A 26,845-nucleotide genomic window follows, 5' to 3' on the forward strand; every position below is an offset into this window, starting at 1 on the left:
TCCCTTTGGCACCAAGAAAAAAGCCCGCCCCTTCCGGGACGGGCCTTCAGCCTAATGCGCTGGCGAGGGTCGCCCCCCGCCCGCTCACCTCAAGCCAGGATCTTCGACACCACGCCGGCGCCGACGGTGCGGCCGCCTTCGCGAATGGCGAAGCGCAGCTTCTCTTCCATCGCGATCGGCGCGATCAGCTCGACCTCGAACTTCAGGTTGTCGCCCGGCATCACCATCTCGGTGCCTTCCGGCAGCTTGACGGTCCCGGTCACGTCCGTGGTCCGGAAGTAGAACTGCGGGCGGTAGTTCGCGAAGAACGGCGTGTGGCGGCCGCCCTCTTCCTTGGTCAGGATATAGGCCTCGGCCTCGAACTTGGTGTGCGGCTTCACCGAGCCGGGCTTGCACAGCACCTGGCCACGCTCGACACCGTCACGGTCCACGCCGCGCAGCAGCGCGCCGATGTTGTCGCCCGCCTCGCCGCGGTCCAGCAGCTTGCGGAACATCTCGACGCCCGTGCAGGTCGTCTTCTTGGTGTCGCGGATGCCCACGATCTCAAGCTCGTCGCCCACGTTCACCGCGCCACGCTCGATCCGGCCCGTCACAACCGTGCCACGGCCCGAGATCGAGAACACGTCCTCGATCGGCATCAGGAACGGCTGGTCGATGGCCCGCTCGGGCGTCGGGATGTACTCGTCGACCGCGGCGATCAGGGCGCGGATCGAGTTCTCGCCGATCTCGGGATCGCGGCCCTCCATGGCAGCCAGGGCCGAGCCCTTGATGATCGGGATGTCGTCGCCGGGATAGTCGTAGGACGACAGAAGCTCGCGCACTTCCATCTCGACCAGTTCCAGCAGCTCCTCGTCATCCACCTGGTCGACCTTGTTCAGGTAGACGACCATGTAGGGGATGCCGACCTGGCGGCCCAGCAGGATGTGTTCGCGGGTCTGCGGCATCGGGCCGTCGGCGGCGTTCACCACGAGGATCGCGCCGTCCATCTGCGCCGCGCCGGTGATCATGTTCTTCACGTAGTCGGCGTGGCCGGGGCAGTCGACATGCGCATAGTGGCGCTTGTCCGATTCGTATTCCACGTGCGCCGTCGAGATGGTGATCCCGCGGGCCTTTTCCTCGGGCGCGCCGTCGATCTGGTCGTAGGCCTTGAATTCACCGAAATACTTGGTGATCGCAGCCGTCAGCGTCGTCTTGCCGTGGTCAACGTGACCGATCGTCCCGATGTTGACGTGCGGTTTCGTCCGTTCGAATTTTGCCTTTGCCATTGCAAAGCTCCTTTTCAGTGACGGTGCGTGAGATCACGCACCCTACGGGGAGGGCAGGGTGCGGGGCTGGCCCCGCACCGCCTCAGGCGTATTTCTTCTGGATCTCGTCCGAGATGTTCTGCGGCACGGCGTCGTAATGGTCGAACTGCATCGTGAACACCGCGCGGCCCGAGGACATCGAACGCAGGTTGTTGATGTAGCCGAACATGTTGGCCAGCGGCACCATCGCGTCGATGACGTTGGCGTTGCCGCGGCTGTCCTGGCCGCGCACCATCCCGCGCCGCGAGGTCAGGTCGCCGATGATCGAGCCGGTGTATTCTTCCGGCGTCACGACCTCGACCTTCATGATCGGTTCCAGCAGCTTGGCGCCGGCCTTCTTCAGACCTTCGCGCATCGCCGCACGGGACGCGATCTCGAACGCCAGCACCGAGGAGTCCACATCATGGAAGGCACCGTCGATCAGCGCCACCTTGAAGTCGATCACCGGGAAGCCCGCCAGCGGGCCCGAGTCCATGACCGACTTGATGCCCTTTTCGACGCCCGGGATGTATTCCTTGGGCACCGCGCCGCCGACGATCTTGGATTCGAACGAGTAGCCCTCGCCCGGCTCGGTCGGGTCGATCTGCAGCTTGACGCGGGCGAACTGGCCCGTGCCGCCGGTCTGCTTCTTGTGGGTATAGTCGATCTCGGCCGGGTTCGAGATGGTCTCGCGGTACGCCACCTGCGGCGCGCCGATATTGGCCTCGACCTTGAACTCGCGCTTCATGCGGTCGACCAGAATGTCGAGGTGAAGTTCGCCCATGCCCTTCATGATCGTCTGGCCCGACTCGATGTCGGTTTCGACGCGGAAGGACGGATCTTCGGCTGCCAGGCGCTGCAGGGCGAGGCCCATCTTTTCCTGGTCGGCCTTGGACTTGGGCTCGACGGCGATCTCGATGACCGGCTCGGGGAAGGTCATGGTTTCCAGGACCACCGGCTTGGCCGGGTCGCACAGCGTGTCACCCGTGGTGGTTTCCTTGAGACCGGCCAGCGCGATGATGTCGCCGGCAAAGGCTTCCTCGATCTCCTCGCGGTTGATGGCGTGCATCACCATCATCCGGCCGACGCGCTCGCGCTTGCCCTTGGTCGAGTTCAGCATCTGGTCGCCCTTCTTGAGCTGGCCAGAATAGATCCGCGTGAAGGTAAGCGAGCCGACGAAGGGGTCGTTCATGATCTTGAACGCCAGCGCCGAGAACGGCGCCGCATCATCGGCCTCGCGGGCGATGTTGCGCTCTTCGGTCTCGTCGTCGGGCGAGAAGCCCATCAGCGTCGGCACGTCGGTCGGCGCCGGCAGATAGTCGATGACCGCGTTCAGCAGCGGCTGCACACCCTTGTTCTTGAAGGCCGAACCCGCCAGGACCGGGAAGAACGACATCGACAGCGTGCCCTTGCGCAGCAGCTGCCGCAGGGTCGCCTCGTCGGGCTCGTTGCCCTCGAGATACTGCTCCATCGCGTCGTCGTCCATCTCGACGGCCAGTTCGATCATCTTGCCGCGCCATTCGTCGGCCAGATCCTTCAGCTCGTCACGGATCGGCTGGCGCACCCAGGAGGCGCCCAGATCCTCGCCCTTCCAGACCCATTCTTCCATGGTCACGAGGTCGATGATGCCTTCCAGCTTGTCCTCGGCGCCGATCGGCAGAACGATCGGGCAGGGGGTGCCGCCGGTGCGGGACTTGATCATCTCGACGCACTTGAAATAGTCGGCGCCGATCTTGTCCATCTTGTTGACGAACACGATCCGCGGGACCTTGTAGCGGTCGGCCTGGCGCCAGACGGTCTCGGTCTGCGGCTCGACGCCGGCGTTGGCGTCCAGCAGGCAGATCGCGCCGTCCAGCACCGCCAGCGACCGCTCGACCTCGATGGTGAAGTCGACGTGGCCCGGGGTGTCGATGATGTTGAAGCGGTGACGCGCCGCGACATCCTCGTCGAAGGTCGGGTCGACGTGGCGCTGCCAGAAGGTCGTGGTCGCGGCCGAGGTGATGGTGATGCCGCGCTCTGCCTCCTGTTCCATCCAGTCCATCGTCGCGGCGCCGTCATGGACTTCGCCGATCTTGTGGGACTTGCCGGTGTAGAACAGGATCCGTTCGGTGGTGGTGGTCTTGCCGGCATCGATGTGGGCCATGATGCCGAAGTTGCGGTACCGCTCCAGCGGGTATTCGCGTGCCATGATGGCTCCTTACCAGCGATAGTGGCTGAACGCCTTGTTGGCGTCGGCCATCTTGTGGGTGTCTTCGCGCTTCTTCACCGCGGTGCCGCGGTTGTTGACCGCGTCGGCCAGCTCGCCCGCGAGCCGCTCTTCCATGGTGTGCTCGTTGCGCTTCTTGGCGGCGTCGATCAGCCAGCGGATGCCCAGCGCCTCGCGACGGATCGGGCGGACTTCGACCGGCACCTGGTAGGTGGCGCCGCCGACCCGGCGCGAGCGGACCTCGACCGAGGGCTTCACGTTGTCGAGGGCTTCGTGGAAGACCTCGATCGGCTCGCGCTTGAGGCGGGTCTGCACGCGGTCGAGCGCGTTGTAGACGATCTTTTCGGCGACGGATTTCTTGCCGTCCACCATCAGGTTGTTCATGAATTTGGTCAGCACGCGATCGCCATACTTGGCGTCGGGCAGGACTTCGCGCTTTTCAGCGGCGTGACGACGGGACATCTCTCAAACCCTCACTTCGGACGCTTGGCGCCGTATTTCGAACGACGCTGACGACGGTCTTTGACACCCTGGGTGTCCAGGACGCCGCGCAGGATGTGGTAACGCACACCCGGAAGGTCCTTCACCCGGCCGCCACGGATCAGCACGACGCTGTGTTCCTGGAGGTTGTGCTTTTCACCCGGAATATAGCTGATGACCTCGAAACCGTTGGTCAGGCGCACCTTGGCGACCTTCCGCATGGCCGAGTTCGGCTTCTTCGGGGTGGTGGTATAGACGCGCGTGCAGACGCCGCGCTTCTGAGGGTTTCCTTGCAGGTGCTGCGACTTGGAGCGCTGCACCTTCGGCTGCCGCGGATTGCGGATCAGCTGCTGGATCGTCGGCATTCGGTTCCCCGTCCTGCGTTTGCGATACTCGCGCCCGGGCATGGCGCGCCACTTCTCGACAGCGGTTCGCGCCCATCGCGAAACGCCAAACCCATCCGACCCCCTTGGCAGAGGATGGACGGGTGGATTTCCAGAGGATCGGGGCTGGTTCGGCCCGGATCGTGACCATCAAAGAGGTTCTGGTCCCCGGCGCTTTCGCGTCAGGTCCGCGGCCTATACGGAGAATCGTCCCCCGAGTCAACGGCAGCAGGGGGCCGGCCCGGCGTCGCGCTCAACGCCCCCACTTGGGCCGGTCCGCCCCCGGCAGCGCCGCCGTCCGCGCGGCGGCGTCCAGTGCCGCGAGGTCGATGCCGAAGCGCCGTTTGAGGATCGGGGCGAGGTCTGCCGGCGGATCGGTCCACGGGTAATTCGGCCCCAGCGCGCCGGAGTCGTTGTCGTGATGGACCGCGCGGACGAACATCGGGCGGTCGTTCACGGCGATCCCGTTCATGTGGCTGCCGATGCGCCAGTGTTCGAAGTCGATGCAGGTTTCCGGCGCCTCGGGCGGCTGCCAGACGACCAGCGCCACGCCGGTCACATAGACATGCCGCGGCAGGGCCTCGACCCCGGTTTCGGTCGCCCTCAGGATGATGCCCTTCATGTAGTCGCAATAGGAGCGGCCGTCGCGGCGCAGCATCGGCATCGCCAGCCGCAGGTCGCGCCGGGCGCGCTGGACGAAATCGACGGCCAGCCCGTCGTCGTCATCATGCTTGAACTGCCCGACCCAGGCCGCGCCGGGATCGATATGGGGCCGGATCGCGGCCGCGCAGGCGGCGCGGTGGTGCTCCATCGGCGGCACCAGTTCGACGCGGATCTGGGGGTGCGCGGCCGACAGGGCGTGCAGCCGGTCCAGCCAGGGGGACGGCAGGTCCGGGCCGGTCATCACCACCATCGTAAAGTCCGGGTCGGTCTGCGCCGTCAGGCCGGGCAGCGTCACGGCCTGGAACCAGTCCCAGCGGCGTTTCAGCCGCGCCGGGTCATAAAGGAACGCCCGGCGCTCGGCGAGGCTTTGGTGTTCGACCTGAAAGCCGCGCCCGCCCAGATAGGAAAACCGGCAGAGGCCTAGCAGCTGCGCGCGCATCACGCCCCCTGCCGCAGCTGGGTCTCGCGCCAGATCGAATACAGCCCCGCCGCCACGACCAGCGCCGATCCGGCCCAGGTCCACGCGTCGGGCCATTCGCCGAACACCAGCATCCCGACCACGATCGCGAACAGCAGCGAGGTATAGCGGAAGGGCGAGACAAACCCGACCTCGCCCACCCGCATCACCGCGACGGCCGTCTGATAGCCGATGGCGAGGAAGCCCGTCGCGATGGCAAGGCCGGTCCACTCGGCCCGGGTCGGCCAGCGCCAGGCGCCCTCGGCGGGCAGGAAGGGGGCGGCCACGGTCACGAACAGCGCCGCCGAAAAGGCGATGGTGCTGGACCGCATCCCGACCGAGACGCCCCGCGTGGTAATCTCGCGCACCACGATCAGCAGGACCGAGGCGAGGGCGACCAGCGACCAGACCGAAAAGGCGCTGCTGCCGGGACGCAGGATCAGCAGTACACCGATCATGCCGACCCCCACGGCGGTCAGCCGCCGCCAGCCCAGCCGTTCGCGGAACACCACCGCGGCGGCCAGCATCACCAGCAGGGGCAGCGACTGCATGATCGCCGACAGGTCCCCCAGCGCCAGGTGCTGCAGCGCGATGAGATAGAGGAAGGTCGAGGCGACCTCGGCCACCCCGCGCCAGGCCAGCAGCCGGCGGTCGCGCGGATCGCGAGGCCACCAGTCCACGCCGCCGTCGCGCTGCGCCAGCACCCACAGCATCGCCGTGACCGCCAGCCCACGCAGCAGCACGGCCTGCGGCAGCGGCAGGGTCTGGGTCACGAACTTGATCGCCGCGTCGTTGCAGACGAACGCCGCCATGGACAGCACCATCAGCGCCGCACCGCGCAGGTTGTCGCCCTCTCGGGTCCGGGCCGGAGGCTCGGATCGCGGCTTGGCGCGGCGGTTGACGGACAGAAGGGGCGTGCGCATGGCATTTCGGGGCAAAGGGGGCTGCTGCCGCCCTAGCCCGGACGCGCCGGCTTTGAAAGCCCGCGCGGCGCGCGGCGGCCCCCGCCGGCCATGAAAAAGGGCCCGGCATCGCTGCCGGGCCCTTTGGTCGTCAGGGTATCAGGATCACTCCTCGGGCGAGGTGAGGATGTCCGCCTCGGCCACGTCCGCGTTCACCGGGGCAGCCATCGTCTCGGCCTCGGGCTCCGGGGCGGCCAGCGCCGCCGCGGCCTCGGCCTCGGCGCGGCGCATCTCGATCACCTCGTTGTCGCGGTCCTCGGCGATGCGCTTGATCCGCGCGGTGGCCCCGCCAGTGCCGGCCGGGATCAGCCGGCCGACGATGACGTTTTCCTTGAGCCCGACCAGCTTGTCGCGCTTGCCCTGCACCGCGGCCTCGGTCAGCACGCGGGTCGTTTCCTGGAACGACGCGGCCGAGATGAAGCTGCGGGTCTGCAGCGAAGCCTTGGTGATGCCCAGCAGCACCGGTTCCCCGGTCGCCGGACGCCCGCCGCGGGCCTCGATCTTGGCGTTCTCCTCGTCGAACTCGTCGCGGTCCACGTGCTCGCCCTTAAGCAGCGTCGTGTCGCCCGAATCGAGGATCTCGATCTTCTGCAGCATCTGGCGGACGATCACCTCGATGTGCTTGTCGTTGATCTTCACGCCCTGCAGCCGATAGACGTCCTGCACCTCGTCGATCAGATAGTCGGCCAGCGCCTCGATCCCCATGATCCGCAGGATGTCGTGCGGGGCGGGGTTGCCGTCCATGATGTAGTCACCCTTCTGCACGAAGTCGCCTTCCTGCACCGGGATGTGCTTGCCTTTCGGCACCATGTACTCAACCGGCTCCAGCCCCTCCTCGCTGGGCTGCACGATGATACGGCGCTTGTTCTTGTAGTCCTTGCCGAACTTCACCGTGCCGTCGATCTCGGCGATGATCGCGTGGTCCTTGGGACGGCGCGCCTCGAACAGTTCCGCCACGCGGGGCAGACCCCCGGTGATGTCCTTGGTGCGGGCCCCCTCGCGCGGGATCCGCGCGATGACGTCGCCGGCCTTGACCTCCTGCCCGTCCTCGATCGACAGGATCGCGTCCACCGACATGGGATAGCTGATCGGGTTGCCGGCATCGTTGCGGACCGGCTCGCCGTTGGCGTCCATGATGATGATCTCGGGCTTGAGGTCGTTGCCTTTCGGCGCCGACCGCCAGTCGGTGACGATCTTCTGGGTCATGCCGGTCGCCTCGTCGGTCTCGTCGCGGACCGACAGGCCCGAGAGAAGGTCGACGAACCGCGCCGCGCCGCCCTGCTCGGCGATGATCGGCAGGGTGTAGGGGTCCCATTCGAACAGCTTCTGGCCACGGGTCACCTTGTCGCCGTCACGGACCATCAGCTTGGACCCGTAGAACAGCTTGTGGCTGGCCAGCGCGGTGCCCTGGTCGTTCATCACATGCAGTTGCATCGAGCGGCTCATGACGATCAGCTCGCCCGCGGCGTTTTCCAGGACCGCCTCGTTCTCGAACTTGACGGTGCCGTCCTGGTTGGCGGCGATGAACGACTGCTGGCCGCCCTGGGCGATGCCGCCGATGTGGAAGGTCCGCATCGTCAGCTGGGTCCCCGGCTCGCCGATCGACTGCGCGGCGATGATCCCCACCGCCTCGCCGATGTTGACCAGCGTGCCGCGGGCCAGGTCGCGACCATAGCACAGCGCGCAGACGCCGTCCTCGGCCTCGCAGGTCAGGGCCGAGCGGATGCGGACCGACAGGATGCCCGCCGCCTCGATGGCGTCGGCCTTGCGTTCGTCAATCAGCTCGTTCTGGCGCACCACCACGTCGTCGGTGCCCGGCACGACCACGTCCTCGGCCGCGACACGGCCCAGCACGCGCTCGGACAGCGGGGCGATGACCTCGCCGTCGTTGATCGCCGCTTGCGCGGTGATCGCCCGGTCGGTGCCGCAGTCATGTTCGCGGATGATGCAGTCCTGGGCCACGTCGACCAGACGGCGCGTCAGATAGCCCGAGTTCGCCGTCTTCAGGGCGGTGTCCGACAGACCCTTCCGGGCGCCGTGGGTCGAGTTGAAGTATTCAAGAACGGTCAGGCCTTCCTTGAAGTTCGAGATGATCGGCGTCTCGATGATCTCGCCCGACGGCTTGGCCATCAGGCCGCGCATCCCGCCCAGCTGCTTCATCTGGCTGACCGAGCCCCGCGCCCCCGAATGCGCCATCATGTAGACGCTGTTCGGTTCCGCCTCGGCCCCGTTCTTGTCCTTCTTGCTGGACGAGATCGTGGCCATCATCGATTCGGTCACGCGGTCGTTGCACTTGGACCAGGCGTCCACGACCTTGTTGTATTTCTCGCCCTGGGTGATCAGGCCGTCGAGATACTGCTGCTCGAACTCCTTCACCTGATCTTGGACCTCCTCGACGATGGTCCATTTGTTGTCCGGGACCACCATGTCGTCCTTGCCGAACGAGATGCCGGCGCGGAACGCCTCGCGGAAGCCCATCGACATGATCTGGTCGCAGAAGATCACCGATTCCTTCTGCCCGCAGTAGCGGTAGACGGTGTCGATGACATTCTGGACGTCCTTCTTGCGCAGCAGGCGGTTGACCAACTCGAACGGGGCCTTGGCGTTCTTGGGCAGCAGCGCGCCCAGACGGACCCGGCCGGGCGTCGTCTCGAACCGCTTGATGACCTCGTTGCCGTCCTCGTCGATCTGGGGGATGCGGGCGGTGATCCTGGCGTGCAGATGCACCGCGCCGGCGGCCAGCGCGTGTTCGACCTCTTCGACCGACCCGAAGACCATGCCTTCGCCCTGCATGCCGTCGCGCTGCATGGTGGTGTAGTAGAGCCCCAGCACCATGTCCTGCGACGGCACGATGATCGGCGCGCCGTTGGCGGGCGACAGCACGTTGTTCGTGGACATCATCAGGACGCGCGCTTCCAGCTGAGCCTCGAGGCTCAGCGGCACGTGCACGGCCATCTGGTCGCCGTCGAAGTCGGCGTTGAAGGCCGAACAGACGAGCGGGTGCAGCTGGATCGCCTTGCCTTCGATCAGGATCGGCTCGAACGCCTGGATGCCCAAGCGGTGCAGCGTCGGCGCGCGGTTCAGCAGCACCGGGTGCTCGCGGATCACCTCGTCGAGGATATCCCAGACCTCGGGACGCTCTTTCTCGACCAGCTTCTTGGCCTGCTTGACGGTGGACGAATAGCCCTTGGCCTCTAGCCGCGAATAGATGAACGGCTTGAACAGCTCGAGCGCCATCTTCTTCGGCAGCCCGCACTGGTGCAGCTTGAGCTCCGGCCCGGTGACGATGACCGAGCGGCCCGAAAAGTCCACGCGCTTGCCCAGCAGGTTCTGCCGGAACCGGCCCTGCTTGCCCTTCAGCATGTCCGACAGCGATTTCAGCGGCCGCTTGTTGTTGCCGGTGATGACCCGGCCGCGGCGGCCGTTGTCGAACAGCGCGTCGACCGATTCCTGCAGCATCCGCTTTTCGTTGCGTACGATGATGTCGGGCGCGCGCAGCTCGATCAGCCGCTTGAGGCGGTTGTTGCGGTTGATGACCCGGCGATACAGGTCGTTGAGGTCCGAGGTCGCGAACCGGCCGCCATCCAGCGGCACCAGCGGGCGCAGTTCCGGCGGGATGACCGGGATCACGGTCAGCACCATCCACTCGGGCCGGTTGCCCGACTCGAGGAACGATTCGACGATCTTCAGCCGCTTGATGATCTTCTTCGGCTTCAGCTCGCCGGTCGCCTCCTTCAGCTCTTCGCGCAGCTGGTCGGCGGTGGCTTGCAGGTCGATGGCGGCCAGCATCTCGCGGATCGCTTCGGCGCCGATATTGGCGGTGAAGGCGTCCACCCCGTACTGGTCCTGCGCGTCCATGAACTCTTCCTCGGTCAGCAGCTGACCATAGGACAGGTCCGTCAGACCCGGCTCGATGACGACGTAGTTTTCAAAATACAGGATGCGTTCCAGATCGCGCAGCGTCATGTCCAGCATCAGTCCGATGCGGCTGGGCAGCGATTTCAGGAACCAGATGTGCGCGACCGGGGCGGCCAGCTCGATATGGCCCATGCGCTCGCGCCGGACCTTCTGCAGCGTCACCTCAACGCCGCATTTCTCGCAGACGAGGCCGCGATATTTCATCCGCTTGTACTTGCCGCACAGGCACTCGTAGTCCTTGATCGGCCCGAAGATGCGGGCGCAGAACAGGCCGTCGCGCTCGGGCTTGAAGGTGCGGTAGTTGATCGTCTCGGGCTTCTTCACCTCGCCGAACGACCAGGCGAGGATTTCCTCGGGGCTGGCCAGCGAGATCTTGATTTCGTCGAACTGACGCGGCGCGGCGACGGGCGCGAACGGGTTCGTGGAGAGTTCCTGGTTCATCTGCATTTCCTAATGGCGGAGCGTTGAGGGGGGCGGCGGGTGCGGGACGGGCGCGCACCCCACGGCGGCGGCCGTTACTCGCCCTCCTCCGCGTCCAGCAGTTCCATGTTGAGGCCCAGACCCCGGACCTCCTTGACCAGCACGTTGAACGATTCCGGCACGCCGGCCTCGAAGTTGTCCTCGCCCTTGACGATCGACTCGTAGACCTTTGTCCGGCCGGCGACGTCGTCCGACTTGACCGTCAGCATCTCCTGCAGGGTGTAGGCGGCGCCATAGGCTTCCAGCGCCCAGACCTCCATCTCGCCCAGGCGCTGACCGCCGAACTGCGCCTTGCCGCCCAGCGGCTGCTGGGTGACGAGGCTGTAAGGCCCGGTCGAGCGCGCGTGCATCTTGTCGTCAACGAGGTGATGCAGCTTCAGGACATACTTGACCCCGACGGTGACCGGGCGGGCGAACTGCTCGCCGGTGCGGCCGTCGAAGACGATCGACTGCCCCGAGGTGTCAAAGCCCGCGCGGGTCAGCGCGTCGTTGACGTCGGCCTCCTTGGCGCCGTCGAACACCGGGGTCGCGATCGGCACGCCGTGGCGCACGGCCTCGGCATGTTCGACCACGTCCTCGTCGCGCATGTCGCCGAACTCGGCCTCGTAGGTCTCGTCGCCATAGCCGATCCGCAGCGCCTCCCTGACCGTGGTCAGGTCGCCCTTGCGGCGGAACTCCTCCAGCGCCTCGTCGATCTTGATGCCCAGGCCGCGCGCGGCCCAGCCCATGTGGGTTTCCAGGATCTGGCCCACGTTCATCCGCGACGGCACGCCCAGCGGGTTCAGCACCAGATCGACAGGGGTGCCGTCGGCGAGGAAGGGCATGTCCTCCATCGGGACGACCTTGGACACGACGCCCTTGTTGCCGTGGCGGCCCGCCATCTTGTCGCCGGCCTGCAGCTTGCGCTTCACGGCGACGAACACCTTGACCATCTTCATCACGCCGGGGGGCAGGTCGTCGCCCTGGCGGACCTTTTCGACCTTGTCCTCGAAGCGGGCTTCCAGCGCCTTCTTCTGGACGTTGAACTGGTCCTGCAGCGCCTCGACCTCGCGGGCGGTGTCCTCGTCGGCAACCGCCAGCTGGAACCACTGGCCGCGGCTCAGCGTGCCCAGCAGATCGTCGTCGATCTTGCTGTTGGCCTTGACGCCCTTGGGCCCCTTGACCGCGGTCTGACCCGAGATCAGCGACTTGAGGCGCGCATAGATGTTGCGCTCCAGGATCGCCATCTCGTCGTCACGGTCGCGCGCCAGGCGCTCGACCTCCTCGCGCTCGATCTGCAGGGCGCGTTCGTCCTTGTCGACGCCGTGGCGGTTGAAGACCCGGACCTCGACGATGGTGCCATACGCCCCCGGCGGCAGCCGCAGCGAGGTGTCGCGCACGTCCGACGCCTTTTCGCCGAAGATGGCGCGCAGCAGCTTTTCCTCGGGCGTCATCGGGCTTTCGCCCTTGGGGGTGATCTTGCCCACCAGGATGTCGCCCGGGCCGACCTCGGCGCCGATATAGACGATACCGGCTTCATCCAGATTCCGCAGGGCTTCTTCACCCACGTTCGGGATGTCGCGGGTGATCTCTTCCGGCCCCAGCTTGGTGTCGCGCGCCGCCACCTCGTATTCGTCGATGTGGATCGACGTGAACACGTCGTCGCGGTGGATCCGCTCGCTGATGAGGATCGAGTCCTCGTAGTTGTAGCCGTTCCACGGCATGAACGCGACGACCACGTTGCGGCCAATGGCCAGTTCGCCCTGGTCGGTCGACGGACCGTCGGCGATCACCTGGCCCTTGGCCACCTTGTCGCCCACCTTGATCAGCGGCCGCTGGTTGATGGTCGAGGACTGGTTCGAGCGCTTGAACTTGCGCAGGCGATAGATGTCCACGCCCGCGTCACCCGCGCCCAGGTCCTCGGTCGCCCGGACCACGATCCGGCTGGCGTCGACCTGGTCGATCACCCCGCCCCGGCGCGCCATGATGGCGGCACCCGAGTCGCGGGCGACGGTCGCTTCCATGCCGGTGCCGACGAAGGGCGCCTCGGCGCGCAGCAGCGGCACGGCCTGACGCTGCATGTTCGACCCCATCAGGGCGCGGTTGGCGTCGTCGTTCTCCAGGAACGGGATCAGTGCCGCGGCGACCGAGACCAGCTGCTTGGGCGACACGTCGATCAGGTCGATGGAATCAACCGGGTTCAGCGTGAAGTCCCCGGCCTGGCGGGTCGAGATCAGCTCCTGCGTGAAGCGGCCTTCCTCGTCCAGCTCGGCGTTGGCCTGCGCCACGGTGTGACGCATCTCCTCGGTCGCGGACATGTAGACCACGTCATCGGTGACCTTGCCGTTCTCGACCTTGCGATACGGGGTCTCGATGAAGCCGTACTTGTTCACGCGGGCGAAGGTCGCCAGCGAGTTGATCAGACCGATGTTCTGGCCTTCCGGCGTCTCGATCGGGCACATCCGGCCATAATGGGTCGGGTGCACGTCGCGCACCTCGAAGCCCGCGCGTTCGCGGGTCAGACCGCCCGGCCCGAGCGCGGACAGGCGGCGCTTGTGGGTCACCTCGGACAGCGGATTGGTCTGGTCCATGAACTGCGACAGCTGCGACGAGCCGAAGAACTCGCGCACCGCGGCCGCGGCCGGCTTGGCGTTGATCAGGTCCTGCGGCATCACGGTGTCGATCTCGACCCCGCTCATCCGCTCGCGGATCGCCCGCTCCATGCGCAGCAGGCCGATGCGGTACTGGTTCTCCATCAGCTCGCCGACCGAGCGCACCCGGCGGTTGCCGAGGTGGTCGATGTCGTCGATCTCGCCCTTGCCGTCGCGCAGTTCCACCAGCCCGCGGACGCAGGCGATGATGTCTTCGTGACGCAGGGTGCGCTGGGTGTCCGGGGCGTCCAGGTCCAGCCGCATGTTCATCTTGACCCGGCCGACGGCGGACAGGTCATAGCGCTCGCTGTCGAAGAACAGCGAGTTGAACAGCGTCGAGGCGGCCTCGACAGTAGGCGGCTCGCCCGGGCGCATCACCCGGTAGATGTCCATCAGCGCGCCTTCGCGGCCCATGTTCTTGTCGGCCGCCATCGTGTTGCGGATGTAGGGACCGACGTTGACATGGTCGATGTCCAGCACCGGCACGTCGGTGATGTCGTTGTCCAGCAGGACCTTCAGCAAGCCGCCGGTCAGCTCGGTGCCGTCCTTGCTGTATTCCGCGGTGATCTCGTCGCCGGCCTCGGCATAGATCAGGCCGGTCTCTTCGTTGATGATGTCGCGGGCGATGTAGCGGCCGACGATCCGTTCGAACGGGACCAGCAGCTTGGTGACCTCGCCCGAATCGATCAGCTTCTTGACCAGGCGCGGGGTGACCTTGTCGCCGGCCTTGGTGATGACCTCGCCGGAATCGGCGTCGACCAGGTCATAGCTGGGGCGGGTGCCGCGCACGCGTTCCGGGAAGAAACGGGTGACCCAGCCTTCCTGCACGCCCTTCTTGCCGGTCTTCAGCTTGTAGGTGACGGTTTCATAGAACGCCGACATGATGGCGTCCTGGTCCATGCCCAGCGCATACAGCAGCGTCGTCACCGGCAGCTTGCGGCGGCGGTCGATGCGCGCGAACACTAGGTCCTTGGCGTCGAATTCGAAGTCCAGCCACGAGCCGCGATAGGGGATGATCCGGCAGGCAAACAGCAGCTTGCCCGAGCTGTGCGTCTTGCCGCGGTCGTGGTCGAAGAACACGCCGGGGCTGCGGTGCATCTGGCTGACCACTACCCGCTCGGTCCCGTTCACGATGAACGTGCCGTTCTGCGTCATCAGGGGCATGTCGCCCATGTAGACGTCCTGTTCCTTGATGTCCTTGACCGCCCGGGTGCCCGAGTTCTCGTCGACATCGAACACGATCAGGCGCAGCGTCACCTTCAGCGGCGCGGCATAGGTCATGTCGCGCTGCTGGCACTCGTCGACGTCGTATTTCGGCTTTTCCAGCTCGTATTTCACGAATTCGAGCGTCGCGGTCTCGTTGAAATCCTTGATCGGGAAAACCGACTGGAACACCCCCTGGATGCCCTCGCCGTCGTTGTGGCCGGCGCCTTCCCCGGAATTGAGGAACAGGTCGTAGGACGCCTTCTGAACCTCGATGAGGTTCGGCATCTCCAGAACTTCGCGAATATTGCCGTAATAGCGCCGGATGCGCTTCTGACCGACGTAAGCCTGCGTCATGGGGTTCAAATGCCTTTCGTCATCGCACGCGGGGGATCGTCGGGGCCCGATCCGCGGCGTGCTTGCGACCTTATGTGGGCGCGGTTCCATTCGTGCCCGGCGTCCCACCGCCCGGCTCCCGAACCGCAAACTCGCCCAAAGGGAACCTCGACGCCCAGATATGGGCACGAATCGAGCGTCCTTCAAGACGGGCCTGCTTCAACACGGCGTCGGCAGGGACCGGGAAATCCCCGGACCCTGCCCTGCAGTCCTACGCAATCCGCGAACGGATTACTTCAGCTCGACCTTGGCGCCAGCCGCTTCGAGCTTCTTCTTCATTTCTTCGGCGTCGGCTTTCGAGGCACCCTCTTTCACCTTGCCGCCGGCTTCGACCAGGTCCTTGGCCTCTTTCAGGCCCAGGCCGGTGATGCCGCGCACTTCCTTGATCACGTTGATCTTGTTGGCGCCGGCGTCGGTCAGGACGACGTCGAATTCGGTCTTTTCTTCCTCGACGGGGGCGGCAGCGCCACCGACCGGGCCGGCCATCATGACGGCGCCACCGGCGGCCGGCTCGATGCCGTATTCGTCTTTCAGGATCGTCTTCAGCTCCTGCGCTTCCAGCAGGGTCAGACCGACGATTTCTTCGGCGAGTTTCTTCAGATCAGCCATTTTTCCGTTCTTTCAACTGATGTTCCAACGTCTGGGCATGACACCCCACGACGGGACGGGATTGCCTTACGCAGCCTCGCGCTCTTCGAGCGTCGACAGGATGCCCGCGATGTTGCTGGCAGGAGCGCCGATCGCGCCCGCGATGTTCGACGCCGGGGCACCCAGGCACGCCACGATCGAAGCGATGAGCTCCTCGCGCGACGGCATCTGTGCCACGGCCTTCACACCGGCCGGGTCCAGAGCGTTCTCGCCCATCGCGCCGCCAAGGATCACGAACTTGTCGTTGGTCTTGGCATACGCATCCGCAACCTTGGCCGCAGCCACGGGGTCGTCGGAGAAGGCGAGAACGGTCATGCCCGTCAGGTAATCGGCGATCGAAGCCGCCGGTTTACCGTCAAGGGCGATCTTGGCGAGCCTGTTCTTGGCAACGCGGACAGCACCGCCTGCATCGCGCATCTGCGCGCGCAGGGCCTGCATTTCGGCAACCGTCATCCCTTCGTAGCGGGCAACCACCACGACGCCAGAGCTTTCAAAGATCTGGCCGAGTTCCTCGACCACCTGTTCTTTTTGGGCTCTATCCACGGTTCACTCCACGTTGGGGGTTTCCCCCCGGCTCTCTTGTCCATGCCGCCTTGGGCGACGGCACGGGCGGGTCCGCATGATGGACCCGAGATCGCCCGAAAGGTGGAACCTCACGGAAAAACTCGAACTTCCATCTCGGGAAGGACTTAGCGGCGCGAACGCCCGCCCTCCGTCTCGGACAGACACCCCGAATCACGGGACCCGGGGTGAAGCCGGCCTGATACAAAGCGGCAGGCCGGATGGCAAGGGGCGGTCCCGGGTCCCCCCGATGGGGCCGGGACCGCCAAGGATATCAGGCCTGGCTGGCCGAGGTCAGGTCCAGCGACACGCCCGGACCCATGGTCGAGCTGATCGAGACCTTTTTCAGATACGTGCCCTTGGCGCCGGTCGGCTTGGCCTTGTTCACCGCGTCCACGAAGGCGCGGATGTTCTCGGCCAGCTTGGCGTCGTCGAACGAGGCCTTGCCGACGCCGGCGTGCACGACGCCCGCCTTTTCGGCCTTGAACTGGACCTCACCGCCCTTGGCGGCCTCGACGGCGGTCTTGACGTCCATTGTCACGGTGCCGACCTTGGGGTTCGGCATCAGGTTGCGCGGCCCGAGGATCTTCCCCAGCCGGCCGACCAACGGCATCATGTCCGGGGTGGCGATCACCCGGTCAAAGTCCAGGTTGCCGCCCTGGATCGATTCGACCAGGTCTTCCGCACCGACGACTTCGGCGCCGGCGGCCTTGGCTTCCTCGGCCTTGGGGCCGCGGGCGAAGACGGCGACGCGGACGTCCTTGCCGGTGCCGTTGGGCAGCTGGACCACGCCGCGGACCATCTGGTCGGCGTGCCGCGGGTCGACGCCCAGGTTCATCGCGATCTCGACCGTCTCGTCGAATTTGGCGGTAGCGTTGGCCTTGACCAGCGCGACGGCCTCCTCGACCGGCAGATACGACTTGCCCTCGAACGCGGCGCGGGCGGCGGCCTTCTTCTTTGCGATCTTTGCCATGACAATCAGCCCTTCACTTCGATGCCGATGGACCGGGCCGACCCGAGCACGATCTGCATCGCCGCCTCGATGTCGTTGGCCGACAGGTCCTTCATCTTGGCCTCGGCGATCTCGCGGACCTGCTTGACGGTCACGGTGCCGGCGGTCGCCCGGCCGGGCTTTTCCGAGCCCTTGGCGCGGTTGCGCTTGCCGACCGGCTTCAGCCCGGCAGCCTTCTTGAGCAGGAACGACGCGGGCGGCGTCTTGGTCTCGAAGGTGAACGACTTGTCCGCGTAGTAGGTGATGACGACCGGCGTCGGGGCGCCCGGCTCCATCTCCTGCGTGCGGGCGTTGAACGCCTTGCAGAATTCCATGATGTTGATGCCGCGCTGGCCCAGTGCGGGGCCGACGGGCGGGGACGGGTTCGCCTGACCCGCCTTGATCTGCAGCTTGAGGCTGCCGACGACTTTCTTGGCCATCTGGCCTTCTCCTTTTCATCACGCCCCCCTCGGGGGCCGATATAGCGGTGCGGCTCACGCCTCCCGCCGCGACATCACGCGGACTTGGCGACCTGCGTGAATTCCAGTTCGACCGGCGTCGGCCGGCCAAAGATCGACACCGTGACCTTGATCCGGCTGGCGGCGTCGTCGACTTCCTCGACCATGCCCGAGAAGCCCTCGAACGGGCCGTCGGTCACGTTCACCTTCTCGCCGACCTCGAAGCGGATCAGGTTGCGTGGCGCCACCTCGACCCCGCCCTGGCCCGACCGGGACAGCATCTGGTTCACCTCGTCGTCGCGCATCGGCATCGGCTTGCCCTGCGCGCCCAGGAACCCGGTGACCCGGTTGATCGAGTTCACCAGGTGGTGGGTCTTGTCCGACAGGTCCATGTGCACCAGCACATAGCCGGGCATGAAGCGACGTTCCGACGTCACCTTCTTGCCGCGGCGGATCTCGATCACTTCCTCGGTCGGGACGACCACGTCGTCGATCTCGTCCTCCATGCCCTTTTCGGCGGCGGCCTGGCGGATCGCCTCGGCCACCTTCTTTTCGAAATTGGACAGGACGCTGACCGAATACCAACGCTTTGCCATCGCCTGAATCGTCCCCTGCTATTCCTTGGTTTCGCACCCGCATGTGCCGGGCGCGCAGCCCGAAAACTGAAACGGCGCGCATACCGAATCGATGCACGCCGACAGCCGGGCAAGTCGGGCGGACATATCCGCCCCCCGCCCTGATTGCAACCCGCCGCGATTGCAAGCGGGGTCGCCCCCGCCTGCGTCGGCCCCCGCGTCCGTCCCGTTCGGGTCAGCCGACCGCCTGCAGCACCACCGACAGCCCGCCGCGGATCAGCAGATCGACCAGGAAGAAGAACACGCTGAACAGCGCCGCCATGATGAACACCATGATCGTGGTGGTCACCACCTCGCGCCGGGTCGGCCAGACGATCTTGGCGGCCTCGGCACGGACCTGGCTGATGAACTGGGCGGGGTTGGCCATGTCGGCTCCTTGGCGGAATTGCTGGCGCGAGATAAGCCGCCAGTCCGCCGAAGGCAAGGCCGGCCGGGGAATGGCCCCGGTCAGATCAGCCGCGCGGTCTGATAGATCGCCAGCGCGCAGATCAGGATGCCGACCATCACCATCAGTACTTGGTGCGGGATCAGCTTGACGAGGTAACCGGCAAGCGGCGCCGCCAGCAGCCCGCCAACGATGAGCCCCAGCACCGCCGCGCCGTGGGCGGACAGCTCGTCGATCGCACCCCAATGGCCGCTGAGGATGGCGGCGAGGAACGCCGCCGACACCGCCGAGGTCAGGAAGAACTCGGCCGCGTTCACGGTCCCGATCACCTCGCGCGGGGCGCCGCCCGACCCGATCAGCCCGGTCGAGACGGTTGGCCCCCAGCCGCCCCCGCCGGCCGCGTCCATGAAGCCCCCGACGAGGCCCAGCCCGCCCGCGAAGCCCCGCGAATGTTCGTGGTACCGCCCCGGCTGCCGCCAGGCGCGGAACAGGATGTACAGCCCCATGATGCCCAGATAGACGGCCATCACCGGCCGCATGAACGATGCGTCCACCGTCGTGAGGATATAGGTTCCCAGCACCCCGCCGGCGACGCCCGCGGGCATCAGCGCCCAGAACAGCCGCCAGTTGACGTTGCGATGCGCGATGTGGCTGGACGCGCTGGCCCCGGTCGTAAAGACCTCTGCCGCGTGGACGCTGGCCGAGGCCACCGCCGGCGCCACGCCGAAGCTCAGCAGGACCGACGACGACACGACCCCGTAGGCCATGCCCAGCGCCCCGTCGACGAGCTGCGCCAGAAACCCGACCGCAGCGAACAAGAAGAAGCTGTCACCCATCATGAGTGCTCCCGATGTGATTCGGGGCGGATTTAAACACGATTTCCTACTATGTAATAGGATAATTATGCGTGCCGGCGACAGGCGGCGGCCTCGCCGTCTCGCAAGAGGGAATTACGCCGGCAAGTCCGGGGATTGCTGCGCCACGGCCTGCGCCAGCGATGTGCCCTCGAGCCGGGCGGCGGTGGCGTCGCGCACGGCGATCAGCACCGGGCGGATCTCGCAGGTCTCGATCGAACGGCAGTCGGGACAGGGGCGGAAGGCGGTCTGGCTGGCACAGGGCGCCAGCGCCAGCGGTCCGTCGATGGCGCGCAGCACCTCGGCAAAGCTGATCTCGGCCGGGCCGCGGGCCAGCACATAGCCCCCGGTCGGGCCGCGCTTGCCGATCACCAGGTCGCGGGCCTTCAGCTGGGCGAGGATCTGTTCCAGGAACTTGCGCGGAATCCGTTCCGCCTCGGCGATCTCGGCGGCGGTCACGCTGCCGTCCTGGCGGGCGAGATACAGCATCGCGTGCAGCGCGTGGCGGGACTTCTGGGACAGCATGGTCCGGCTGTAAGCCGCGCGCGCCCCCCGTGCAAGCGTCGCGGCCCACGGCGCCTCAGGGCCGCAGCAGGGTCACCCCGTCGATCCGCGACAGCCGGTCGATGTCCTGACGATAGCTCTCGAGGCAGCGGTCCCGTGTCGCCGCATCGGCCACCGACAGCGGCCGCGCATCGCCGCCGCGGGGGAAACGCGTCTTGGCTTCACGCGCGATGGTCACCGGATCGCCGTTCGCGTCGGCCGCAAGGCGGCGCAGGATCTCGTCATAGGCCGCCTGCGACAGCCCCACCACCGCCGGCGGCGGATTGTCCGCATACCGCGCCACCGCCTCGGGCAGCATCGCGCGCAGGACGGCACCGCGCACCGCGGCATGATCCTCGTGCCGCCAGACCACCACCTGCGCCACGCCGCGCACCGACAGCAGCCGCTCGGCCAGCCCGCTCCACGACAGGGCGGCGGGGTCGAAGCCGTCGGTGTATTCGCCGAAATCCAGCTCGTGCCCGCCCTGCACCTCCATCGAGAAGGCCGAGGTCAGGAAGCTCAAAGGCTCGCGCACGCCCATGAACAGCACCGCCGGGCGGCGGCGCATGATCGCGCACAGCCGGTCCATGCGCCGCACCGCGTTGGGATAGACGCCCTCGGGACCCATCAGCCCCTCGCGCCGGATCGAGCCGAGTGTGTTTTCCTCAGACAGCAGGATGTGCGGCCAGATCTCGCTGGCCTGGTCCATCCGCCGCCGCCAGGGCGACCGCCGCCGCGCCGCCGCGGGGCCGTTTTCCAGCAAGCTGTCCAGCCGGTGACCGGGCCGGCGCAGGGCCCGCATGTCCAGATACATGATCCCGGCCGCCGTCATTCGGGGCCACAGCCCGCGCAACGTCTGCTGGGTATGAGTGCTTGCGGTCTTGTGGGCGCCGACATGGATGGTCAGGGCCATGCGGCTGTCCGATCCTGTCTGCGGCTGGCAGGGGTTGGGGGACTCGAACCCACGACCCTCGGTTTTGGAGACCGATGCTCTACCAACTGAGCTAAACCCCTAAGCCGACCGCCCGATTACGGCACCGCTGGGGTCAACGCAAGAGCCATGGCACCGCCCGCTGGCCGAAAGATACGCCCCCGGCCCCGGCCCAGGCCGTCGGCGAGCCGGCGCAGCGACCTGTCGCTGCACCCGCCGCCGCCAGCCAGCCTATCGCCGGAACCGGATATTGCAGTTTTTCTGCATGTTCGCGTTTTCGATCGCCTGCATCTCGCCCTTAAGACGCGCGACCTCGCCCGCCTGTGCGCCGTCGCCCTTGATCATGAACAGCGCCGGCCAGAACAGCACCGTCGCCACGCCTGCCGCCAAGGCGTCGTTGTCAGCCTTCTTGTCCTGCGCCGCCGCTGCCTGCGCCGCGCGATTGGCGACACTCTGCGCCTCGGTCGCAAGCTGCCGGCAGGACAGCCCCGAATACATCGTCGGCGACACGAAGCTGGCCGCGATCTGGTCGGACTTGTTCGCGCAACCCGCCGTCGCCACCGGCAGCGCAGCGATCACGGCGATCTTGATCAGACTGATTTTCATGTGGAATCTCCCATCCATTACCCGCCCAGGGGTCTAGACGGCGAGACCGAACATCCCGTTAACGGCGCTCGCCCGAGCGCGACCGTTAAACCTCGAATTTGAGGGGATCTGGTGGCAAGGCCCCCGCCGCTGTCACTCCGCCGCGTCCGCCGCGTCGTGATCGACGGGCAGGAAGCCGCCCGACTGGCGGCTCCACAGCCGCGCGTACAGGCCTCCGGCGGCCAGCAGCTCGGCATGGGTGCCCTGTTCCACGATCCGGCCGGCATCCATCACCACCAGCCGGTCCATCGCGGCGATGGTGGACAGGCGGTGGGCGATGGCGATCACCGTCTTGCCCTGCATCAGCCGGTCCAGCTGGGTCTGGATCGCCGCCTCGACCTCGCTGTCCAGCGCGCTGGTCGCCTCGTCCAGCACCAGGATCGGCGCGTTCTTCAGCGCCACCCGGGCGATGGCGATGCGCTGGCGCTGGCCACCCGACAGCTTGACGCCGCGTTCGCCGACATGGGCGTCCAGCCCGCGCCGCCCGGCGCTGTCGGCCAGCCGCGGGATGAACTCGGCGGCCTCGGCCGAATCGGCCGCGGCGGCGATCTCGGCTTCGGTCGCCTCGGGGCGGCCATAGGCGATGTTCTCGCGCACCGAGCGGTGCAGCAGCGAGGAATCCTGCGTCACCACCCCGATCGCCGCCCGCAGGCTGTCCTGGGTGACCTGCGCCACGTCCTGCCCGTCGATCAGGATGCGCCCCGATTCGACGTCGTGGAACCGCAGCAGCAGGTTTATGAGGGTCGATTTCCCCGCCCCCGACCGGCCGACCAGCCCGATCCGCTCGCCCGGCGCGATGTCCAGCGTCAGCCGGTCCAGCACCGCCAGCGGGCGCTCGGCCGGGTCGGCGTCATAGCGGAAGGTCACGTCCTCGAACCGCACCGCGCCGGCGCTGACGGCCAGCGGCCTGGCCCCCGGCGCGTCCGTCACCATGCGCGGCAGCGCCAGGCTGCCGATGCCGTCGCGGACGGTGCCGATATTCTCGAACAGCGCGGCGAATTCCCACATGATCCAGTGGCTCATGTTGTTCAGCCGCATCGCCAGCGGGATCGCCACCGCGACCGCGCCGATCGCCACCGCGCCCTGGGTCCACAGCCACAGCCCCAGCGCCGTGGTCGACGCGACCAGGGCCGCGTTCAGCAGGTTCAGCGAGATGTCCTGCACCGCCGCCAGCCGCATCTGGCGATGCACCGTGCCGAGGAAGTCGTGCATCGAGTCGCGCGCCGTCGCCTCCTCCCGCGCCGAGTGGCTGAACAGCTTGACCGTCGCGATGTTGGTATAGGCGTCCACGATCCGCCCGGTCATGCCGGCCCGGGCATTGGCCTGCGCCTCGGACGCGCGGCCCAGCCGCGGCACGATCAGCGCCAGCAGCACCGCGTAGCCCAGCCCCCACAGCACGAAGGGCAGCGCCAGCCGCCAGTCCTGCTGCGCAGCCAGCGTCAGGGCGCCGGCGAAATAGACCAGCACATAGACGGCGACGTCCATGACCTTCATCGCCACCTCGCGCACGGCCAGCGCCGTCTGCATCAGCTTGGTGGCGATCCGGCCCGCGAACTCGTCCTGGAAATAGCCCATCGACTGACGCAGCAGATAGCGATGCGCCTGCCAGCGGATGCGCTGCGGGAAATTGCCCAGCAGGGTCTGGTGCATGACCAGCGTGGTCAGGATGTTCAGCACCGGCAGGACCAGCAGCAGCACGACGCCCATCCGGATCAGCCGCCCGCCCTCGGCCGCCCAGAACCCGGCCGGGCCGGTCTCGGTCAGCCGGTCCACCAGCGCGCCCAGATAGCCGAACAGCATCACCTCAAGCGCCGCGATCAGCCCCGAGCCGATCGCCAGCAGCACCAGCCACGGCATCGCGCCCCGCGAATAATGCAGGACGAACCGGACCAGCCCGCGCGGCGGCATCTGCGGCGGATCGGTCGGATAGGGGTCGAGCCGTTGCTCGAACCAGCGAAACATGGGCAGCCTTTAGGTTGTGCGGCCGGTGGGATGTGGTGGCGGGTCCGGCGCGGGACAAGCCGGGGCAGCAAGGCGTCGCCCGATGGCGCGGCCCTGTCAAGCCTGCGCGGCCAGGGGGGGGGGCGCCGTCATCAGGAGTTCATGGAACGGCTGGCCCGGCCGGACGTTGGCCGGCATCCGGTGATGAACAAGGAGTCCCGACGATGGCTGCGATCAAGAACCTCAAGGACCTGTATCTGGACGGGGTCAAGGACATGCATTCCGCCTGCAAGCAGGCGATCCCCGCGACCGAGGCGATGGCCAAGGCCGCCAAGAACGCCGAGCTGAAGAAGGCGCTCGAGGCCAGCGTGCAGGGCACCCGCGACGGCATGGCGGCAATGGAAAAGCTCGCCCGCGCGCATGGCGAGGACCCGTCGGGCGAACATTGCAAGGGCATGGAGGGCCTGGTGACCGAGGCCAGGAAGCACGCGCTCGAGGCCGAGTTCGCCGACGAGGACACCCAGGACGCGGCGATCATCGCCCAGTATCAGCGGCTCGCGCATTACGCGATTACCGGCTACGGCACGCTGAAGGCGTGGGCCAAGCGGCTGGACCTGGCAGACGACGCCAAGGTGCTGGATGAGGCCACCGCCTCGACCTACGAGGGCGACGAGGACATGACCCGCATCGCCGTCAAGGGCGGGGTCAACAAGGCAGCGATGTAAGCCGTTCCACCTCGCGGAACGCGGACGGCCGGCCACGCGATTGCGCGCGGCCGGCCGTTCCACATGGCGGAACGGTGCAGGGCTACAGGTGCCGCGTCTCGGGGGCGGGGTTCCACCAGTTGTCATGCGCCCCGTCCAGCCAGGCGACGGGGGCGGCGATCAGCTCCGCCTCGGTGGCGTTCAGCGCCGGGACGAACACGGCGCGGAATTCGCCGCCCATCTCGGCGATGTCCCCGTGGGTCCACAGCCGGGTGCCGCAGGACTTGCAGAAATAGTGGTGCATGTGGTCCGACCCGCCTTGCGATGGCCGGCTGGGCGGGGTTTCGGCCAGCATGTCCTCGCCGCGCAGGACACGGAAGCCCGAGGGATCGGGCAGGCGCAGGTCCCAATAGCGCATCTTGCGGCAGAAGCTGCAGTTGCAGCGCATCGTGCCGTCGGCCAGGTCGCCGTCGGCCTCGAAGGCCACGGCGCCGCAGAAACAGCTTCCCTGATAGGTTTTCATCCGCTTACTCCGGGGTGTGGCAGACGGCTTCGATGTTGTTGCCGTCCGGGTCGAACACGAAGGCGCCGTAATAATCCGGGTGGTATTCCGGCCGCAGCCCCGGCGCGCCGTTGTCGCGCCCGCCGGCCGCCAGCGCGGCGGCGTGGAAGGAGTCCACGGTCGCCCGGTCCGGCGCGGCAAAGGCCACATGAACCCCACCCTGCGCGGCCTTGCCGGTGCCGATCCAGAAGAACGGCTTGCCCGGCGTCCCAAAGCCCAGATGCGCGCCGTGACCGCCGGTCATCTCCTCGGTCACCTCCATCTGCACCGCGATTCCCAGCGGAGTCAGCGCCGCCTCGTAGAAAGCCCGCGCCCGCGCGAGGTCGCGGACCGTCACGCCAAGATGGTCGATCATGTGCTGTCCTTTCGGTTGCTCCCGGGGCGAGACTAGCACCCTCTGCTGACAGTTCATGTCAGCATGTCGCGTTGCAGCCCGTCAGGCGTCGGCCGAAAGCCGGCGGGCGATGTCGGCCATCTCGTCCTCAGCCAGCCGCGGAGGCACGGAATACCTTCCGGCCCCGTCGGCGAGATAGGCCATCGAGGTCACGTCATGCACGTCCTGCATCGGCACGACATGCGCGTGGGCGTGCGGCACGTGGATGCCGGTGAAGAACATCGCCACCCGCTCGACCCCGTAGAGCCGCTTTTGCCGCCGCGCGATCATCTGGCTGACCGCCATGACGCGGGCGGCGAGCGGGGCGGGCAGGTCCTCGAACCAGACGTGATGGGCGCGGGGAATGACCAGCGTGTGTCCGGGGCGGATCGGGTGGAGGTCGAGGAAGGCCACCACCTCGTCGTCCTGATGGACGATGTGGGCGGGCAACGCGCCCGCGGCGATGCGGCAGAACAGGCAGGTGTCAGACATTCGGCTCGCTCTCTAGGCGCGAGCCAGCAGCGGGACCCTCAGACAGCAGAAGGGGAAGCTTGATCCCGCGACGATGCAACAGCACGGGATTGCAACGAAGCGCATATCCCGTCGCTGCACCCTGCCGGGTCGGCCAAGCCTCGACCTCATCCGACAGACGAAACCAGCGCGACTTTCCATTGATGGCAGGGGTATAGAGATAACCCTTGGAAAGGGATGCACCCTCCACGAAATAGGCGCCCCCGTGGGATTGAAGTGACTGTCGGCACGCAACAGGCTCGCTGTCGGGCGTCGCCTGCAGCCGGTCAAGGCCGTTTCCATCCGTTCGGACTGGCTCAGTGCGCGACTCGGCGGCAGGTCTCGCCCTCAGCCGCTCGAGGCCGTCCCAGTCGGTTGCGGCCGGCTCGAAGCGGCGTGGATCCTCCAGATCGAGTTGCTTTAAGGTGAACCTGTCCTTGGCGAAGTTGCACAGGGCGCAGGCCACGACAACGTTATCGGCATCGGAGCGGCCCCCGTGGCTGTGCGGGACGACATGATCGTATTGCAGCCATGCAGCTGCAAACCCAGCATGCTGCCTGCGAAGGTTGCGGGCGTTCCAAGGAACTGCGTCGGGATAAATCCGATGGGCAATCTTTCGGATATCCGCTGAAACAACCCTCAGGCCGCAGTATCGACACCGGTAACCGTCACGGATCAGCACTTCGTGCTGGACCGACCGCGGAACGCTGCGTTGTGGATCGCGGTCGGCCCGCGGCAGCACCTTGGTATCCCCCTCGGGATTGCGACAGACAACGTTGGCCTCGACGTCGTACCAACATGGATTGAGCCAGAAGAAGACCGCCAGCCCGTCAGCCAACCTGAATTGGGCCGCGGCCGTCGCGGTATCGCCTGCGAGGTGGGCATCGACTGCCGCCGCCAGCTGGTCAGCCACGCGTAGCACGGCAGGAGTCGGTTCCTTGATACATCGCCGCATGGCTGCATCCCCTCGATCTCTGCGACCGAATGCTAACCGCGCACGGCGTGGGGAAAAAGACCCTGCTCCGCTCAGATTTGTCTGCCCC

24 protein-coding genes and 1 tRNA gene are annotated in these 26,845 nt (G+C 66.8%); 1 reads left to right on the top strand and 24 read right to left on the bottom strand.

What is annotated here, in order from left to right; genetic code table 11:
* Positions 1–89 precede the first annotated feature (89 nt).
* The 20 genes from tuf to IC63_RS04810 all read right to left on the bottom strand — a co-directional run bounded on the left by tuf (position 90) and on the right by IC63_RS04810 (position 23,674).
* On the bottom strand, positions 90–1,265 hold the full coding sequence (gene tuf, locus IC63_RS04715) for an elongation factor Tu (RefSeq protein ID WP_036717373.1): 1,176 nt from the start codon (positions 1,263–1,265) through the stop codon (positions 90–92).
* A gap of 82 nt (positions 1,266–1,347) precedes the next feature.
* Positions 1,348–3,471 carry an elongation factor G gene (gene fusA, locus IC63_RS04720; RefSeq protein ID WP_036717374.1) on the bottom strand — a complete coding sequence of 708 codons (2,124 nt, stop codon included), beginning with the start codon at positions 3,469–3,471 and terminating at the stop codon, positions 1,348–1,350.
* Positions 3,472–3,480: 9 nt separating this feature from the next.
* Positions 3,481–3,951: a 30S ribosomal protein S7 gene (gene rpsG, locus IC63_RS04725; protein WP_036717375.1), complete on the bottom strand. Its 471-nt coding sequence runs from the start codon at positions 3,949–3,951 to the stop codon at positions 3,481–3,483.
* A gap of 11 nt (positions 3,952–3,962) precedes the next feature.
* A complete protein-coding gene (rpsL, locus tag IC63_RS04730; RefSeq protein ID WP_036707536.1) occupies positions 3,963–4,334 on the bottom strand; it encodes a 30S ribosomal protein S12 in 372 nt (123 codons plus the stop codon).
* Positions 4,335–4,605: 271 nt separating this feature from the next.
* A complete protein-coding gene (locus IC63_RS04735; protein WP_036717377.1) occupies positions 4,606–5,454 on the bottom strand; it encodes a putative rhamnosyl transferase in 849 nt (282 codons plus the stop codon).
* Complete coding sequence (locus IC63_RS04740; RefSeq protein ID WP_084115501.1) at positions 5,454–6,395, bottom strand: DMT family transporter; 942 nt, start codon at positions 6,393–6,395, stop codon at positions 5,454–5,456. Before IC63_RS04740 ends, IC63_RS04735 begins: the two co-directional genes overlap by 1 nt.
* Positions 6,396–6,539: 144 nt before the next feature.
* Entirely contained in the window at positions 6,540–10,793 is a 4,254-nt protein-coding gene (rpoC, locus tag IC63_RS04745) for a DNA-directed RNA polymerase subunit beta' (protein ID WP_036717445.1), read from the bottom strand.
* A 74-nt stretch (positions 10,794–10,867) separates the two neighbouring features.
* Positions 10,868–15,022 carry a DNA-directed RNA polymerase subunit beta gene (rpoB, locus tag IC63_RS04750; protein ID WP_036717378.1) on the bottom strand — a complete coding sequence of 1,385 codons (4,155 nt, stop codon included), beginning with the start codon at positions 15,020–15,022 and terminating at the stop codon, positions 10,868–10,870.
* 270 nt (positions 15,023–15,292) lie between these two features.
* Complete coding sequence (gene rplL, locus IC63_RS04755) at positions 15,293–15,670, bottom strand: 50S ribosomal protein L7/L12 (RefSeq protein WP_036717380.1); 378 nt, start codon at positions 15,668–15,670, stop codon at positions 15,293–15,295.
* 66 nt (positions 15,671–15,736) lie between these two features.
* Entirely contained in the window at positions 15,737–16,252 is a 516-nt protein-coding gene (gene rplJ / locus IC63_RS04760) for a 50S ribosomal protein L10 (RefSeq protein ID WP_036717382.1), read from the bottom strand.
* Between the two features lie 292 nt (positions 16,253–16,544).
* Entirely contained in the window at positions 16,545–17,243 is a 699-nt protein-coding gene (gene rplA / locus IC63_RS04765) for a 50S ribosomal protein L1 (protein WP_036717383.1), read from the bottom strand.
* A gap of 5 nt (positions 17,244–17,248) precedes the next feature.
* Entirely contained in the window at positions 17,249–17,701 is a 453-nt protein-coding gene (gene rplK, locus IC63_RS04770) for a 50S ribosomal protein L11 (RefSeq protein WP_036717384.1), read from the bottom strand.
* A gap of 74 nt (positions 17,702–17,775) precedes the next feature.
* The gene (gene nusG / locus IC63_RS04775; protein ID WP_036717386.1) at positions 17,776–18,315 is read right to left on the bottom strand and encodes a transcription termination/antitermination protein NusG; all 540 of its coding nucleotides are present in this window, start codon (positions 18,313–18,315) and stop codon (positions 17,776–17,778) included.
* 214 nt (positions 18,316–18,529) lie between these two features.
* Positions 18,530–18,721, bottom strand: a complete 192-nt coding sequence (gene secE, locus IC63_RS04780; protein ID WP_036717389.1) for a preprotein translocase subunit SecE — start codon at positions 18,719–18,721, stop codon at positions 18,530–18,532.
* 80 nt (positions 18,722–18,801) lie between these two features.
* Positions 18,802–19,578 (bottom strand): sulfite exporter TauE/SafE family protein, encoded by a 777-nt coding sequence (locus tag IC63_RS04785; protein WP_232222510.1) that lies wholly within the window; start codon positions 19,576–19,578, stop codon positions 18,802–18,804.
* 111 nt (positions 19,579–19,689) lie between these two features.
* Positions 19,690–20,118, bottom strand: a complete 429-nt coding sequence (locus IC63_RS04790; protein WP_036717390.1) for an RrF2 family transcriptional regulator — start codon at positions 20,116–20,118, stop codon at positions 19,690–19,692.
* Between the two features lie 55 nt (positions 20,119–20,173).
* Positions 20,174–21,049: a hypothetical protein gene (locus IC63_RS04795; RefSeq protein ID WP_036717393.1), complete on the bottom strand. Its 876-nt coding sequence runs from the start codon at positions 21,047–21,049 to the stop codon at positions 20,174–20,176.
* A 25-nt stretch (positions 21,050–21,074) separates the two neighbouring features.
* Positions 21,075–21,150: transfer RNA gene (locus IC63_RS04800), tRNA-Trp, on the bottom strand.
* A gap of 148 nt (positions 21,151–21,298) precedes the next feature.
* Positions 21,299–21,673, bottom strand: a complete 375-nt coding sequence (locus IC63_RS04805) for a hypothetical protein (protein ID WP_036717395.1) — start codon at positions 21,671–21,673, stop codon at positions 21,299–21,301.
* Positions 21,674–21,805: 132 nt separating this feature from the next.
* Entirely contained in the window at positions 21,806–23,674 is a 1,869-nt protein-coding gene (locus IC63_RS04810) for an ABC transporter ATP-binding protein (protein ID WP_036717397.1), read from the bottom strand.
* 203 nt (positions 23,675–23,877) lie between these two features.
* Here IC63_RS04810 and IC63_RS04815 point away from each other — a divergent pair, with 203 nt between their 5' ends.
* On the top strand, positions 23,878–24,378 hold the full coding sequence (locus IC63_RS04815) for a DUF892 family protein (RefSeq protein ID WP_036717399.1): 501 nt from the start codon (positions 23,878–23,880) through the stop codon (positions 24,376–24,378).
* An 82-nt stretch (positions 24,379–24,460) separates the two neighbouring features.
* Here the strand turns inward: IC63_RS04815 and IC63_RS04820 are convergent, their stop codons facing one another.
* The 4 genes from IC63_RS04820 to IC63_RS17330 form a co-directional block, all read right to left on the bottom strand.
* The gene (locus IC63_RS04820; protein WP_036717401.1) at positions 24,461–24,880 is read right to left on the bottom strand and encodes a GFA family protein; all 420 of its coding nucleotides are present in this window, start codon (positions 24,878–24,880) and stop codon (positions 24,461–24,463) included.
* Positions 24,881–24,884: 4 nt separating this feature from the next.
* Positions 24,885–25,274, bottom strand: a complete 390-nt coding sequence (locus IC63_RS04825) for a VOC family protein (RefSeq protein ID WP_036717404.1) — start codon at positions 25,272–25,274, stop codon at positions 24,885–24,887.
* An 81-nt stretch (positions 25,275–25,355) separates the two neighbouring features.
* Positions 25,356–25,784, bottom strand: coding sequence for an HIT family protein (locus IC63_RS04830; protein ID WP_036717408.1), 429 nt, complete (start codon positions 25,782–25,784; stop codon positions 25,356–25,358).
* Positions 25,777–26,715: an HNH endonuclease gene (locus IC63_RS17330; protein WP_198026253.1), complete on the bottom strand. Its 939-nt coding sequence runs from the start codon at positions 26,713–26,715 to the stop codon at positions 25,777–25,779. The genes IC63_RS04830 and IC63_RS17330 overlap by 8 nt, the downstream gene beginning before the upstream one ends.
* Positions 26,716–26,845 lie beyond the last annotated feature (130 nt).

It is taken from the genome of Paracoccus sphaerophysae, from assembly GCF_000763805.1.
In the GTDB taxonomy this organism is placed as follows: domain Bacteria; phylum Pseudomonadota; class Alphaproteobacteria; order Rhodobacterales; family Rhodobacteraceae; genus Paracoccus; species Paracoccus sphaerophysae.

Coding starts and splice junctions, on each gene's coding strand:
- tuf (WP_036717373.1), bottom strand. CDS start 1,265: ATGGCAAAGGCAAAATTCGAACGGACGAAACCGCACGTCAACATCGGG.
- fusA (WP_036717374.1), bottom strand. CDS start 3,471: ATGGCACGCGAATACCCGCTGGAGCGGTACCGCAACTTCGGCATCATG.
- rpsG (WP_036717375.1), bottom strand. CDS start 3,951: ATGTCCCGTCGTCACGCCGCTGAAAAGCGCGAAGTCCTGCCCGACGCC.
- rpsL (WP_036707536.1), bottom strand. CDS start 4,334: ATGCCGACGATCCAGCAGCTGATCCGCAATCCGCGGCAGCCGAAGGTG.
- IC63_RS04735 (WP_036717377.1), bottom strand. CDS start 5,454: ATGCGCGCGCAGCTGCTAGGCCTCTGCCGGTTTTCCTATCTGGGCGGG.
- IC63_RS04740 (WP_084115501.1), bottom strand. CDS start 6,395: ATGCGCACGCCCCTTCTGTCCGTCAACCGCCGCGCCAAGCCGCGATCC.
- rpoC (WP_036717445.1), bottom strand. CDS start 10,793: ATGAACCAGGAACTCTCCACGAACCCGTTCGCGCCCGTCGCCGCGCCG.
- rpoB (WP_036717378.1), bottom strand. CDS start 15,022: ATGACGCAGGCTTACGTCGGTCAGAAGCGCATCCGGCGCTATTACGGC.
- rplL (WP_036717380.1), bottom strand. CDS start 15,670: ATGGCTGATCTGAAGAAACTCGCCGAAGAAATCGTCGGTCTGACCCTG.
- rplA (WP_036717383.1), bottom strand. CDS start 17,243: ATGGCAAAGATCGCAAAGAAGAAGGCCGCCGCCCGCGCCGCGTTCGAG.
- rplK (WP_036717384.1), bottom strand. CDS start 17,701: ATGGCCAAGAAAGTCGTCGGCAGCCTCAAGCTGCAGATCAAGGCGGGT.
- nusG (WP_036717386.1), bottom strand. CDS start 18,315: ATGGCAAAGCGTTGGTATTCGGTCAGCGTCCTGTCCAATTTCGAAAAG.
- secE (WP_036717389.1), bottom strand. CDS start 18,721: ATGGCCAACCCCGCCCAGTTCATCAGCCAGGTCCGTGCCGAGGCCGCC.
- IC63_RS04785 (WP_232222510.1), bottom strand. CDS start 19,578: ATGATGGGTGACAGCTTCTTCTTGTTCGCTGCGGTCGGGTTTCTGGCG.
- IC63_RS04790 (WP_036717390.1), bottom strand. CDS start 20,118: ATGCTGTCCCAGAAGTCCCGCCACGCGCTGCACGCGATGCTGTATCTC.
- IC63_RS04795 (WP_036717393.1), bottom strand. CDS start 21,049: ATGGCCCTGACCATCCATGTCGGCGCCCACAAGACCGCAAGCACTCAT.
- IC63_RS04805 (WP_036717395.1), bottom strand. CDS start 21,673: ATGAAAATCAGTCTGATCAAGATCGCCGTGATCGCTGCGCTGCCGGTG.
- IC63_RS04810 (WP_036717397.1), bottom strand. CDS start 23,674: ATGTTTCGCTGGTTCGAGCAACGGCTCGACCCCTATCCGACCGATCCG.
- IC63_RS04815 (WP_036717399.1), top strand. CDS start 23,878: ATGGCTGCGATCAAGAACCTCAAGGACCTGTATCTGGACGGGGTCAAG.
- IC63_RS04820 (WP_036717401.1), bottom strand. CDS start 24,880: ATGAAAACCTATCAGGGAAGCTGTTTCTGCGGCGCCGTGGCCTTCGAG.
- IC63_RS04825 (WP_036717404.1), bottom strand. CDS start 25,274: ATGATCGACCATCTTGGCGTGACGGTCCGCGACCTCGCGCGGGCGCGG.
- IC63_RS04830 (WP_036717408.1), bottom strand. CDS start 25,784: ATGTCTGACACCTGCCTGTTCTGCCGCATCGCCGCGGGCGCGTTGCCC.